The sequence below is a fragment of the Terrisporobacter hibernicus genome, from assembly GCF_020809405.1.
Taxonomy (GTDB): domain Bacteria; phylum Bacillota; class Clostridia; order Peptostreptococcales; family Peptostreptococcaceae; genus Terrisporobacter; species Terrisporobacter petrolearius.
This window is the reverse complement of sequence record NZ_CP081135.1, coordinates 1289556-1303198: the sequence shown is the minus strand read 5'-3', so window position 1 is coordinate 1303198 and position 13643 is coordinate 1289556. Positions and strand designations below refer to the sequence as shown.

Genomic DNA, 13643 nt, shown 5'->3' with positions numbered 1-13643 from the left:
TTAGGGGGGCACTTATGGAAAGATTAAGATGTGAAAAATTAAAAGATAAAGTAATGACTCCAAAAGAAGCGGCAATGTTATTTAAAGATAATATGATTGTTGGAACTAGTGGATTTACTCCTGCTGGATATCCAAAAGCAATTCCACTTGAAATTGCAAAAAGAGCAGATGAAGGAGAAAAAATAGGTTTAACAATAATAACTGGAGCATCAGTTGGACCAGAACTGGATGAAGCTTTGACAAAATCAAAAGTAGTAAAAAGAAGATATCCATATCAAACTACTGGAGCAATGAGAAATGCAATAAATGATGACAGTGTTCAATATTGTGATATGCATTTAAGTCATACACCACAATATGTTAAATATGGATTTTTAGGAAAAATGGATATAGCTTTAATAGAGGCCGTTAGTATTACTGAGGAAGGTTATATAATACCATCTACATCAATTGGAAATTCAAATGTGTTTGCTGAAGTAGCAGATAAAGTAATAATAGAGATTAATGTTTCTCAACCAATTGAATTGGAAGGAATACACGATGTTTATGATTTGAAAAATCCTCCAGAAAGAGAACCAATACCTTTGATTCATCCAGAAGATAGAATTGGTAAACCTTATATAAAATGCGATTTAGATAAAATTGCAGCAATAGTTTTTACTGATTTGAAAGATAAAACTAGGGTAGTATCGCCTGTTGACGAGACTTCAAATAAAATGGCTCAAAATATGATTGCTTTTTTAGAAAATGAAGTAAAAGAAAATAGATTACCAAAGAATTTACTTCCTTTGCAATCCGGTGTTGGAAGTGTTGCTAATGCTGTTTTAGCTGGATTAGAAAATTCTGATTTTAAAGACTTAGTAGTTTATTCAGAAGTAATACAAGACTCAGTAATTGACTTAATTAAATCAGGAAAGGTCAAATTTGCCTCAGGAACATCACTTACTATATCACCAGATAGATTAGATAACTTTTATGAACACTTTAATGAATATAAAAATCAAATAATTCTTAGACCTCAAGAAATAAGCAATAGTCCAGAAGTGGCAAGAAGATTAGGGGTTATAGCTATAAATACAGCTATAGAAGTTGATATATATGGAAATGTAAATTCTACAAATATTATGGGAAGTAGAATGATGAATGGTATAGGAGGTTCTGGTGACTTTGCTAGAAATGGATATTTAACTATATTTACTACTGAATCCATAGCAAAAGGAGGAGATATTTCAAGTATAGTTCCAATGGTAAGTCATCATGATCATACAGAACATGATGTAATGGTTATAGTTACAGAGCAAGGAGTAGCCGATTTAAGAGGCCTATCACCAAAAGAAAGAGCAAAATGTATAATTGAAAATTGTGCACATCCGGATTATAAAGATGCTTTATGGGATTACTTTAATAAAGCCCAAGAAGGTAAATTTAAACATACACCTCATATATTAGAAGAAGCACTTTCTTGGCATGAAAGATTCTTAAAAACAGGCACTATGAAAAAAGTTGCTTTGGAGGAAGCCGATTAAAACAGAAGGATAGTATAGTGGATGTGAGAATAAAACTCTTTATCTTATAATAATGATAATTAAAAGATAATTTAGATTGAAATATTAAAATATATCAAATAAATGAAGATTAGGAAATAGGGGGAAGTTCTATGGAAAATAAAAATATTAAAGAATCCTTTGAAAAATGGGAAGAAGGGAAAGTTAAAAAAAGTTTAGCTAGATTCCCTGAAAGAAAAGAAGAATTTAAATTTGATACAGGAGAGGTAGTACAAAGATTATATTCTCCTCTTGATGTTGAACTAGATTATGAAAAAGATTTAGGATATCCAGGACAATTTCCATATACAAGAGGTGTTCAACCAACTATGTATAGAGGAAAGTTATGGACAATGAGAATGTATGCAGGTTTTGCAACAGCGGAAGAATCTAATAAAAGATATAAATTTTTAATAGATCAAGGATCTATGGGATTATCTGTTGCATTTGATTTACCAACTCAAATGGGATATGACTCAGATGATGCAATAGCAGAAGGAGAAGTAGGAAAAGTTGGAGTTGCTATAGATTCTTTAGCAGATATGGAAATATTATTTGATGGGATACCACTAGATAAAGTATCAACATCTATGACTATAAATGCACCAGCTTCTGTTTTATTAGCTATGTATATAGCAGTTGCTAAAAAACAAGGTGTAACACCAGATAAATTAAGAGGAACAATTCAAAATGACATATTAAAAGAATACGTAGCTAGAGGAACATATATATTCCCAGTTAAACCATCAATGAGACTTATAACAGACATATTTGATTACTGTTCAAAAAATGTACCAAAATGGAATACAATAAGTATTTCAGGTTATCACATAAGAGAAGCTGGAGCCAATGCAGTAGAAGAAGTGGCATTTACTTTGGCTGATGGGATTGCATATGTAAATGCAGCTCTTGAATCAGGACTTCATATTGATGATTTTGCACCAAGGCTATCCTTCTTCTTTAATTCACATAACAACCTATTCGAAGAAGTTGCCAAATTTAGAGCAGCAAGAAGAATATGGGCTAATATAATGAAAAATAGATTTAAGGCCGAAAATCCAAAATCTTGGGCACTTAAATTCCATACTCAAACAGCTGGTTGTACTTTAACAGCTCAACAACCAGAAAATAATATAGTGAGAGTTGCAATACAAACATTAGCAGCTGTACTTGGTGGAACACAATCTCTTCACACAAATTCTAAGGATGAAGCTTTAGCACTACCTACAGAAGACTCTGTTAGAGTAGCTCTTAGAACTCAGCAAATAGTTGGATATGAAAGTGGAGCAGCTGATACTATAGATCCCCTTGCAGGATCCTATTACGTTGAAAGTTTGACAAATAAGATAGAAAAAGAAGCAATAGAGTTAATAGAAAAAATAGATGAATTAGGTGGAGCACCATCAGCAATAGAAAAAGGATTTATACAACAGGAAATAATGGATAGTGCTTATAAATATCAAAAAGAAATAGAAAAGAATGAAAAAATAATAGTAGGAGTAAATAAATTTCAAGTAGAAGAAGAACCTCCAAAAGGTCTATTGAGAGTTGACCCTAAAGTAGGTGTAAGACAAAAAGGAAAAATCGATGCTCTTAAAGAAAAAAGAGACAATAAAAAAGTAAAAGAAAGTTTAGAAAAATTAAGAAAAGCATGCGATGGAAATGAAAATATAATGCCGTTTATATTAGATGCAGTAGAATGTTATGCTACATTGGGAGAAATATGTGGGGTTATGAGAGACGAATTTGGTGAGTACAAACAAACTGTAATGATATAAAAATTAAAGAAATTAAAATAGATGTTTTGAGGGGGAAATATAATGAAACCTATTAGAGTATTAGTTGCAAAGCCAGGACTTGATGGTCATGATAGAGGTGCCAAAGTTATAGCTAGAGCACTTAGAGATGCAGGAATGGAAGTTATATATACAGGTCTTAGACAAACGCCAGAACAAATAGTTCAGGCGGCAATACAAGAAGATGTTGATGTAGTAGCTATGAGTATATTATCTGGAGCTCACAATCATTTGCTTCCAAAAGTTGTTGATTTATTAAAAGATGAAGGCGCTTATGATGAAATACTGGTTATAGGCGGAGGGGTTATACCAGAAGAAGATATACCATATTTAAAAGAAAAAGGAGTAGAAGAAATATTTACTCCTGGAACTCCAACATCTGTAACTATTAATTTTATAAAAGAAAACTTAAAGAAATTAGCACTAAATGATTAGGAGAGAATGTTATGGAAAATCTTATAGAGGAACTTCTTAAAGGCAATAAAAGAGCATGTGCAAGGCTTATTACAATGATTGAAAATGAAGTTGATGGATATGAAGATTTCCTAAAACAAATATATAAACATACTGGGAAGGCTTATGTTATTGGTGTAACAGGTCCTCCCGGTGCAGGGAAATCTACATTTACTGATAAGATAGTTAAACTACTAAGAGAAAAAGGTAAAAAAATTGGTGTGATTGCCATAGATCCAACAAGTCCATTTACTAAAGGTGCCATACTTGGAGACAGAATCAGAATGAATGACTTAAATACTGATAAAGGTGTTTTTATACGTTCAATGGGAACAAGAGGAAGTTTAGGAGGATTATCAAATGCTACTCAAGCGGCTATAAAAGTACTTGATGCATATGGATGTGATTATATATTTATAGAAACTGTAGGTGTTGGTCAGTCTGAAGTTGATATAGTCAAAACGGCAGATACGACTATAATGGTTATGGTTCCAGGACTAGGTGATGATATACAAGCTATAAAAGCTGGGGTAATGGAAATTGCAGATGTATTTATAGTTAATAAAGCTGACAAAGATGGAGCAAAAAAAACATCCATAGAAATTGAAATGATGCTTGATTTTAAACATGATTGGGATTTCAGGCCTCCAGTAAGCTTAGTTATATCAGAAAATGGAGAAGGTGTAGAAAAAGCATTTGAAAATATAATTAAACATAGAAAATATCTTTATGATAGCAAAGAAATATATAATAGAAGATTAATTCGAAATAAATTGGAAGTTAAACAAATTGTCCATAGAAGAATTGAGAAAAAAGTTAATGAAATAGAGTCAACTAAAGACGTAGATACATTGTTGGCTAAGACAATAACAAAAGAAGCAGATCCATATACAATTGGGGAGAAAATTTTTGAAAGTATTATAAAATAAGGGGGATTAAAAAATGAATGTAAAAAATGTTGACCATATTGGTATAGCTGTAGTTAATTTAGAGGAAGCTTTGAAATTCTTTGAAGATGTACTTGGTTTAGAGTGCCAAGGAACAGAGATTGTTGAAGATCAACAAGTAAAAGTTGGATTTTTACCAATAGGTGAAGCGGAGTTAGAGTTCTTAGAATCTACAACTGAAGATGGTCCTATAGCTAAGTTTATTCAAAAAAATGGTGGAAGAGGCGGAATACAGCATGTGGCTTTAAGAGTGGATAATATAGAAGAGGCTATAGCAGAGATTAAAGAAAAAGGATATCGAATGATTGATGAAAAGCCAAGATATGGTGCAGGAAATGCTAGTATAGCATTTTGCCATCCAAAAAGTACAAGTGGAATGTTATTAGAACTAAGTGAAAGAAAATAAGTCTTGGAGGGATACAGATGTCTGTTGAAAAATTAAACTTGCTTAAGAAAACTAGGGAAATTATAGAGCTTGGTGGTGGAGAAAAAAGAATTGAAAAACAACATAAATCAGGTAAATTAACAGCAAGAGAAAGATTAAATTTATTATTTGATGAAAATACTTTTGTTGAAGTTGATGCTTTTGTAAAACATAGATGTACAAATTTTGGAATGGAAAAACAAAGTGCACCTGGTGAGGGTGTAGTATGTGGCTATGGAAAAGTTAATGGAAGATTAGTTTATGCGTATGCTCAAGATTTTACAGTTCTTGGTGGTTCATTGGGAGAAATGCATGCTAAAAAAATAGTAAAAGTAATGGAATTAGCAATAAAAATGGGAGCTCCAGTAATAGGTCTTAATGATTCAGGTGGAGCAAGAATACAAGAAGCAGTAGATGCTCTTGCAGGATATGGTGGAATATTCCTTAAAAATACAATTGCTTCAGGAGTTATTCCTCAGATATCTGCAATAATGGGACCTTGCGCGGGTGGGGCAGTTTATTCTCCAGCTCTTACAGATTTTATATATATGGTAGATCAAACAAGTCAAATGTTTATAACAGGCCCACAAGTTATAAAAACAGTTACAGGAGAAGAAGTAAGTGCAGAAGAATTAGGTGGAGCATCAACTCATAATACAACTTCAGGTGTTGCTCATTTTATAGCTCAAAATGATGAAGATTGTATAAATCAAATCAAAACGTTATTAAGTTTCTTGCCGTCTAATAATACTGAAAAAACACCTTTAGTTGAAACAAATGACTCGCCAAATGTAATATTAGATAAATTAAATACTATAATTCCTGACGGTTCAAATAAAGCTTATGATATGAAAGATATTATATATGAAATAATTGATGAAGGCTATTTTTACGAAGTTCAACCTTTCTTTGCAAAAAATATAATAACTGGATTTGCAAGAATAAATGGTGAAAGTATAGGTATAATTGCAAATCAGCCAAATATCATGGCTGGGAGCTTAGATATAAATGCGTCAGACAAAGCAGCAAGATTCATAAGAACTTGTGACGCTTTTAATATTCCAATAATTAGTTTAGTAGATGTACCAGGTTTTTTACCGGGTAGCGAACAAGAATACGGAGGAATAATTAGACATGGAGCTAAGATGCTTTATGCATATAGTGAAGCAACAGTTCCCAAAATTACATTGATAACAAGAAAAGCTTATGGAGGATCTTATTTAGCAATGTGCTCTAAGGACTTAGGAGCAGACATAGTATTAGCATGGCCAACTGCAGAAGTTGCAGTTATGGGACCAAGCGGTGCAGCCAATATAGTATTTAAAAAAGAAATAAAAGATGCACAAGATCCAGCAAAGACTAGAGCACAAAAAATTGAAGAATATACAAATGAATTTGCAACACCATATAAAGCTGCTGAAAGAGGTTATATAGATGATGTTATAGAGCCAGAAGTTAGTAGAATCAGAATAGCTGATGCCCTAGATATGTTGGCATCAAAGAGAGAAAGCAGACCATTTAAGAAACATGGAAATATACCTCTATAGGAAGGTGATAAATAATGAATATAAGTCAATTACTGGAGGCATTGAAAGTAGATGCTGCTTCAATGCCAATGGGTGAACGCCTTTTAGGCGGGTGTGTAACAGCATTATTATCTATGGTAGTAGTATTTATAGTATTGGTTTTAATAGCGTTAATTATAAGAGTAGTAAATGTAGCTCCAAATGATAAGAAAGATAAAATGGCACAAATAAAATTTAATGAAAATCAAGAAGGCCAAGAAGAGTCAATTACAGAAAATAATGATGATTTAATTGCCATAATAACTGCGGCCATTGTTGCTTCTGGGAATAAAAATATAGTTGTAAAAAGAATAAATAGAACAAATAACATTCAAAGTAACTGGGAAAAAACACATAATATTGAGGTATAAAATAGGGGGTACTTATAATGATAAAAAATTACAATATAGTGGTAAATGGAAATGCTTATGAAGTTCAAGTTGAGGAATTAGGAGCAAGTGGGGAGAGTGTTGCAAGACCACAATCACAAGTGGCCTCTCAACCAACTGAAAAAAAAGCAGTAACACCAAAGAAAGTTGCATCAGCATCTGCAGTAGGAAGTGGTAGTGTATTGGCACCAATGCCAGGAACAATAAGTAAAGTTAATGTAAGTGAAGGTCAAAGCGTTTCTAAAGGTGATATTTTACTAATACTAGAAGCTATGAAGATGGAAAATGAAATACTAGCACCATCTGATGGTACAGTAAAAGAAGTAAAAGCTAGCAATGGTTCTTCTGTTAACTCAGGAGATCTATTAGTTACAATAGGATAATTTAAATATATATAGAAGGGGGAAAAACCCGTGGGAGAGGTTATAATAGATTTTATACAAACAATGGGGATTGTCAATATAACTTGGCAACAAATAGTAATGATAGTGGTATCCTGTATATTACTATACTTAGCCATAGCTAAAGGATTTGAACCGTTATTATTAATTCCAATAGCATTTGGGATGTTACTATCAAACCTTCCATTATCAGGAGTTATGAATGAAGCAGTTTCTAAAATACAGCTTATATCACCAGAAGGAGTAGACGCATTAAAGGAAGGTACATCGGCATATATAAATACAGAAACAACAGGTGGATTATTAAAATATCTATTTTTAGGTGATCAACTAGGAATATTTCCACCATTAATTTTCTTAGGAGTAGGAGCAATGACAGATTTTGCACCGCTAATTGCAAATCCTAAGAGTATATTATTAGGTGCGGCTGCACAATTTGGTATATTTACAACTTTTTTAGGCGCTTTAGTATTAGGATTTGGAGCACAAGCGGCAGCATCAATAGGTATAATAGGGGGAGCAGATGGACCAACTGCAATATATTTAACTACTAAATTAGCACCACATTTATTAGCACCAATAGCTGTTGCAGCGTATTCTTATATGGCATTAGTTCCAATAATTCAACCTCCAATAATGAGAGCTTTAACTACTAAAGAAGAAAGATGTATAGTTATGACTCAATCTAAACAAGTTTCAAAAAAAGCAAAAATAATATTTCCAATAGCAGTTACAATTGTTGTATCATTATTGCTACCATCAGCTGCTACGTTAATAGGTATGCTTATGTTTGGCAATTTACTTAAAGAGTCTGGTGCTACAGATAGATTATCTGATACAGCATCCAATGCATTAATGAACATAGTTACAATATTCTTAGGAGTATCCGTAGGAGCGTCTGCAGAAGCAAGTATCTTCTTAAGTACTCAAACTCTTATGATATTTGGACTTGGTGTATTGGCATTTGGTGTAGGAACAGCAGCAGGTGTATTATTTGCTAAACTAATGAACTTAATATGTAAGGAGAAAGTAAATCCATTAATTGGTTCAGCAGGTGTATCAGCGGTGCCAATGGCAGCTAGAGTATCTCAAAAAGTTGCTCAAGAAGAATGTCCAGGAAACTTTATATTAATGCATGCTATGGGACCAAATGTTGCAGGAGTTATAGGATCAGCAGTAGCAGCAGGTATTTTACTTAGTCTATTTGGATAAGAATAAAGATTAAAAAAGTATCTTACAATTGTGTAAGATACTTTTTTAATCTTTATATATTATAGACTAGATTTAATAAGTCTTATAAAATAATTAGTAATTACAAAACATGAATATTTGTTAGTTAATAATTTTTATGATCATATAAAAATTTTGAATCTATACATAAAAAAGGAGATTGAGATATGTATGAAATAATATTAGAATTAAGAAATTTAAAAAAACAATTTGGAGGAAAAGAAGTATTAAAAGGTGTTGATCTTCAAGTAAAGAGAGGAGAAATTATTGGATATATAGGGGCTAATGGTGCAGGTAAGAGTACAACTGTAAAAATTATGCTGGGAATTGTAGATGGATATGAAGGTGATGTAATAATATTTGATAAAAATATTAAGAACACAAAAGGCGAATACAAAAAGAAGATAGGGTATGTGCCAGAAGTATCAGATGTATATGAAAGCTTAACTGCAATGGAATATTTAAATTTTATTGGTCAATTATATGATTTAGACTTGGATACATCAACAATAAAAGCAAAAGAACTCATGAGTTTATTTGGAATAGAAGATTATTTGAACACAAGGATATCAACATTCTCCAAAGGGATGAGACAAAAATTAATACTTATTTCTAGTATTATTCATAATCCAGAGATATTATTTTTAGATGAACCATTAAGTGGATTAGATGCTAATTCCGTAATGATTGTTAAGGAACTTCTTGAAATATTTGCAAAGGAAGGAAAAACTATTTTTTATTCATCTCATATTATGGATGTGGTAGAGAAAATAAGTCATAGAATTGTTCTTCTTAACAATGGAAAAATAGTTGCTGATGGAAGTTTTAAAGAACTTAAAGAAAACTCTCATGAAGGATCATTGGAAGAAATATTTAATGAAATGACTGGATTTAACAATCACAAAGAAATTGCAGATAAAATTGCAATGGCAATTAAGTAGGTGAATAATATGAAAGAATATAAATTTTTAAATATTTTAGATAAGTTTAAGGGCATATATACTAAAATGGGCGTAGATTATGAAAGTATGAGACTGATTTTAAGTATGAAATTGACTCTTGATAGTAGAAGAACATCTACAGTAATGCAAAACTCTAATAGTGGTGGTGACAAAGAGGACAAAAACTCATTTAATAAAGCGTTAATTATGTATGCAATTATGGGAATTTTCATTGGAATAATAACAATGTTTCCCTTTAATATTATGTATACGTATACTATAGTTTTTGGTATGTTTATGTTTTTTATATTAACAATTTTCATATCAGATTTTTCAAGTGTTCTTTTAGATGTAAGAGATAAGAATATAATAGGTACTAAAGGTGTTGACAATAAGACAATTAACGCAGCCAAGTTAACTCATATATGTTATTATATTTTCCTGACTTCACTTGCATTATCTTGGCTTGCAATTATAGGTTCATTTAAATCAGGTATTTTAATAGGGGTTATTTTCATATTAGAATTAATGGTAATAGATATATTTATGGTTGTAATAACAGCCTTATTATATCTTCTGATTTTAAGATTTTTTGACGGAGAAAAAGTTAAAGACATAATAAATTTTGTTCAAATAGGATTAACAATAATAATGACTATAAGTTATCAATTTTTAGGTAGAATGTTTGATATAGTTGATATAAATATAGTATACAAAAGTAACATATGGAATTTGATTTTACCGCCAATGTGGTTTGCATCACCTTTACATGCGATTAATGGGGGTCAAATTAACGAAATAATAATTATTTTAATTGTATTAGCTTTAATTGTACCGGTTATAGCTATTAGTTTATATATAAAAAATACATCAAAATTTGAAGATTCTCTTTCGAAATTAAATATTGTAAAAGATAGTGAAAAAGAAAAGAAACACAGACTATTTTATAGAATTGGAAAATGGACATGCAGAAATAATGAAGAAAAAGCAGTTTATGATCTTTCTTCTTCCATAATAAAAAGAGAAAGAGAATTTAAACTTATGACATATCCTAGCTTAGGTTTTAATATTGTATTTCCACTATTATTCATATTTATGTATTCAATGGATTCCATAAGTGAAATAAAAAATATATCTTTACATATGTCATTAAATATTTATTGGTTTATTTTTATGGTTCCAACCTTATTAATGACATTACAATATTCTAATGATTATAAAGCAGCGTGGATTTATGAAACAGCTTATATAAGCGATAAGTCAAATGTATATAAAGGTGCATATAAAGCGCTATTAGCCAATATATTATTGCCATTATATTTATTTGAAAGTATTATTTTCATAGTTATTTTTGGGATCAAAGTATTGCCAATTTTAATTACTGCTTTTGTGTTTTTATTAGTTTTCATAGTTATTGAGCATATGTTAGGAAAAAATACCTTACCTTTTACACTAAAATTTGGTGACGTGAATAAAAGTCAAAACTTAATCAATACTTTATTAGGAATGGTTATTTTATGTGTAGGAGTAGGAATAAATTATTTGGCATTATCTAATGTATATGCATTAGTAGCATATAGCACAATTTTAATGTTTGTTGCATTTATTCTGTGGAGTAAATGTATTAAGGCTTAGAATTTATATAAATAAAGAAGTAAGGAATTAGTATTTTACTACTTTCTATTGCTTCTTTATTTTTTTACAAAAACATGAAAAATAAACTTATAATATAGTTATTAGGAATAAAGGTGGTGATGGTAATAAAAAAGTTTAGAATTATATCTATTTCTCTGTTAATACTAGGAATATTACTTAATGTAATTACAAAAGATATGCCAAATTTAGTGGATAAATATTATTCTAATGGAATTAACATATACTCTGCAAAATTCATGAGTAAAATTTTTAGTATTTTTCCATTTTCGTTATTTGAAATTCTAATTTATATTGTAGTATTATCTATTTTAATATTTTTGATTTACTCAATTTATTTTATACTTAAAAATCCTAGAAGTACTTTTGTTTACTTAAAAAACTCAATATTAAATATAATATCCATAGTAGGTATAGTTTATTTCCTTTTCATTGTGTTGTGGGGAATAAATTACAATCGTATGGACTTAAAAGATTCTTTAATTGCAGATTATAATATAAGTCACAATGAAAATATTAAAGATGTTAATTATGATGAAGATGATTTAGTAAGTCTATATAGGTTTTTAGTTGAAAAATGTAATAATGCCAGACAGAAAGTTTTTGAAGATAATAAAAATGTAATGAGATGTAACACGAATCGCAAAGAAGTTTTGAAAAGAGCGAATAATGGATATGAGAATGTTAATATATTAAATTTAAATAAAAGAGGAAGTTATGCCCATGCAAAACCTATAATGAACTCAAGTTTACTATGTTATACAGGAATAACGGGAATTTACTCACCTTTTACAGGAGAAGCAAATGTAAATATTGCTGCACCAGATATTTATATACCATTTACCACATTACATGAAATGGCTCATCAAAGGGGGTATGGAAGTGAAGATGAGTGCAATTTTTTAGCATATATAGCTTGTATAAATAATGAGGACCTTGATTTTCAATACTCAGGATATATATTAGCTCTTAAATACACTGCATCAGCTCTTGCAAAAGTAGATTATGATAAATTTAAAGAGTTAAGTAGAAATTTATCTCAATCAGTAAAAAATGACTTAAATAATAGTAGTGAATTTTGGAGTAAATATGAAGGAAAAGTAAATGAAGTATCAGACAAAATGAATAATAATTATTTAAAAGCTAATGGAGTAAAAGAAGGAACAGATAGTTATGGGAAAGTAGTAAATTTATTTTTAATATACTACAGTTTATATGAATACAATTGAAAAGTAGCTATAGATTAGTTAACAAAAAACTAATTTATAGCTATTTTTTTATTATATTTATAATTTGAGCACATTTATAAATTGATGTTTACACTAATGAATTAAACAAATCATCCATGATAAAATCATCATTTATTATATACTTATCTAAAATGTTCAAAGTATTTTTACTTGTATAAAAATTTTCACAAGATTCATTAGAATGAGTTTTCATCTTAAGAGGAACTTGACCATATAACTTCACATATTCTTTTGGGGTACAGTTATAGTTTTCCTTAAATACTTTATAAAGATAACGATAATCAGAAAATCCACACTCCATACAAATATCTATTAATTTCATATCTGTAGTAAGAAGAAGCTTTTTAGCTTGATTAAACCTATGGTTATTTATATATTCTTGAAATGACTCATTCAAGTTGTCTTTAATAAAGTGGGATAAATATGATACAGATAAATTCTCTCTTTCAGCAATATGAGATAATTTAAGTTTGTACATATAGTTCTCATCAATATAGTTTAAGATTCTATTTAAACGTTCTATTTTTATTTGATTAAATCTTTTTTCTTCGTCGGAAATAATGTGATAAGGTAATATATCTAAAAAAATACTAAATAGTTGATTAATAATACTCATACAAGAAAACTCATATCCATTTCTTTTTTTATAATAGAAATATCCTAACTTTAGGGTAAGTGATTGAATATATTTATAAGTATCATTAGAAGCATTCTGTCTAATGTTGAAAGTGTCAAAAACTAGATTAGACATATTGGGAAAATAATCACTACAAAACTTTGGTGAAATTTGGACACAAAGAATCAAAGAACTATTATTGTCCGATTTAATTTCATGAGGTTGATTAGGATTAAAAATAACAGAGGAACCAGATGAAAGGTTATAAATTTCTTGTTTGGTTTTAATTGTAACATCGCCATGAAGAACTAAAATCAATTCAAATTCTCTATGTAAATGAGGACTACGATAATTCATATTAACTAAAAACACATTTAAATATTTAATATGAGAATGTTCTATGATTTCAAATTCATCTTTCATTTTACTTACCC

13 protein-coding genes are annotated in these 13643 nt (G+C 29.9%); 12 read left to right on the top strand and 1 reads right to left on the bottom strand.

Annotation, left to right across the window (positions count from 1 at the left end; translation table 11 throughout):
- Positions 1-14 precede the first annotated feature (14 nt).
- From JW646_RS06260 to JW646_RS06205, 12 genes are all read left to right on the top strand, one after another.
- A complete protein-coding gene (locus JW646_RS06260) occupies positions 15-1526 on the top strand; it encodes an acetyl-CoA hydrolase/transferase family protein (protein WP_228416943.1) in 1512 nt (503 codons plus the stop codon).
- Positions 1527-1657: 131 nt separating this feature from the next.
- Positions 1658-3322: an acyl-CoA mutase large subunit family protein gene (locus tag JW646_RS06255; RefSeq protein ID WP_074919362.1), complete on the top strand. Its 1665-nt coding sequence runs from the start codon at positions 1658-1660 to the stop codon at positions 3320-3322.
- Between the two features lie 42 nt (positions 3323-3364).
- Positions 3365-3775: a cobalamin B12-binding domain-containing protein gene (locus tag JW646_RS06250; protein WP_074919361.1), complete on the top strand. Its 411-nt coding sequence runs from the start codon at positions 3365-3367 to the stop codon at positions 3773-3775.
- 11 nt (positions 3776-3786) lie between these two features.
- A complete protein-coding gene (gene meaB / locus JW646_RS06245) occupies positions 3787-4722 on the top strand; it encodes a methylmalonyl Co-A mutase-associated GTPase MeaB (protein WP_148557277.1) in 936 nt (311 codons plus the stop codon).
- Between the two features lie 13 nt (positions 4723-4735).
- Entirely contained in the window at positions 4736-5146 is a 411-nt protein-coding gene (gene mce / locus JW646_RS06240; protein WP_074919355.1) for a methylmalonyl-CoA epimerase, read from the top strand.
- Positions 5147-5163: 17 nt separating this feature from the next.
- Positions 5164-6711: a methylmalonyl-CoA decarboxylase subunit alpha gene (mmdA, locus tag JW646_RS06235; protein WP_074919353.1), complete on the top strand. Its 1548-nt coding sequence runs from the start codon at positions 5164-5166 to the stop codon at positions 6709-6711.
- A gap of 14 nt (positions 6712-6725) precedes the next feature.
- A complete protein-coding gene (locus tag JW646_RS06230; protein WP_074919351.1) occupies positions 6726-7100 on the top strand; it encodes an OadG family transporter subunit in 375 nt (124 codons plus the stop codon).
- 17 nt (positions 7101-7117) lie between these two features.
- Positions 7118-7501, top strand: a complete 384-nt coding sequence (locus JW646_RS06225; protein ID WP_083399401.1) for a biotin/lipoyl-containing protein — start codon at positions 7118-7120, stop codon at positions 7499-7501.
- A 63-nt stretch (positions 7502-7564) separates the two neighbouring features.
- Positions 7565-8731, top strand: a complete 1167-nt coding sequence (locus JW646_RS06220; RefSeq protein WP_334294962.1) for a sodium ion-translocating decarboxylase subunit beta — start codon at positions 7565-7567, stop codon at positions 8729-8731.
- Between the two features lie 185 nt (positions 8732-8916).
- A complete protein-coding gene (locus tag JW646_RS06215) occupies positions 8917-9690 on the top strand; it encodes an ABC transporter ATP-binding protein (RefSeq protein WP_148557279.1) in 774 nt (257 codons plus the stop codon).
- Between the two features lie 9 nt (positions 9691-9699).
- Positions 9700-11325 carry an ABC transporter permease gene (locus JW646_RS06210; protein ID WP_148557280.1) on the top strand — a complete coding sequence of 542 codons (1626 nt, stop codon included), beginning with the start codon at positions 9700-9702 and terminating at the stop codon, positions 11323-11325.
- 119 nt (positions 11326-11444) lie between these two features.
- Positions 11445-12572, top strand: coding sequence for a DUF3810 domain-containing protein (locus JW646_RS06205; RefSeq protein ID WP_148557378.1), 1128 nt, complete (start codon positions 11445-11447; stop codon positions 12570-12572).
- An 88-nt stretch (positions 12573-12660) separates the two neighbouring features.
- Here JW646_RS06205 and JW646_RS06200 read toward each other — a convergent pair whose 3' ends face one another.
- Positions 12661-13632: an AraC family transcriptional regulator gene (locus JW646_RS06200; RefSeq protein ID WP_228416941.1), complete on the bottom strand. Its 972-nt coding sequence runs from the start codon at positions 13630-13632 to the stop codon at positions 12661-12663.
- Between the last annotated feature and the right edge of the window lie 11 nt (positions 13633-13643).

Coding starts and splice junctions, on each gene's coding strand:
- JW646_RS06260 (WP_228416943.1), top strand. CDS start 15: ATGGAAAGATTAAGATGTGAAAAATTAAAAGATAAAGTAATGACTCCA.
- JW646_RS06255 (WP_074919362.1), top strand. CDS start 1,658: ATGGAAAATAAAAATATTAAAGAATCCTTTGAAAAATGGGAAGAAGGG.
- JW646_RS06250 (WP_074919361.1), top strand. CDS start 3,365: ATGAAACCTATTAGAGTATTAGTTGCAAAGCCAGGACTTGATGGTCAT.
- meaB (WP_148557277.1), top strand. CDS start 3,787: ATGGAAAATCTTATAGAGGAACTTCTTAAAGGCAATAAAAGAGCATGT.
- mce (WP_074919355.1), top strand. CDS start 4,736: ATGAATGTAAAAAATGTTGACCATATTGGTATAGCTGTAGTTAATTTA.
- mmdA (WP_074919353.1), top strand. CDS start 5,164: ATGTCTGTTGAAAAATTAAACTTGCTTAAGAAAACTAGGGAAATTATA.
- JW646_RS06230 (WP_074919351.1), top strand. CDS start 6,726: ATGAATATAAGTCAATTACTGGAGGCATTGAAAGTAGATGCTGCTTCA.
- JW646_RS06225 (WP_083399401.1), top strand. CDS start 7,118: ATGATAAAAAATTACAATATAGTGGTAAATGGAAATGCTTATGAAGTT.
- JW646_RS06220 (WP_334294962.1), top strand. CDS start 7,565: ATGGGGATTGTCAATATAACTTGGCAACAAATAGTAATGATAGTGGTA.
- JW646_RS06215 (WP_148557279.1), top strand. CDS start 8,917: ATGTATGAAATAATATTAGAATTAAGAAATTTAAAAAAACAATTTGGA.
- JW646_RS06210 (WP_148557280.1), top strand. CDS start 9,700: ATGAAAGAATATAAATTTTTAAATATTTTAGATAAGTTTAAGGGCATA.
- JW646_RS06205 (WP_148557378.1), top strand. CDS start 11,445: ATGGTAATAAAAAAGTTTAGAATTATATCTATTTCTCTGTTAATACTA.
- JW646_RS06200 (WP_228416941.1), bottom strand. CDS start 13,632: ATGAAAGATGAATTTGAAATCATAGAACATTCTCATATTAAATATTTA.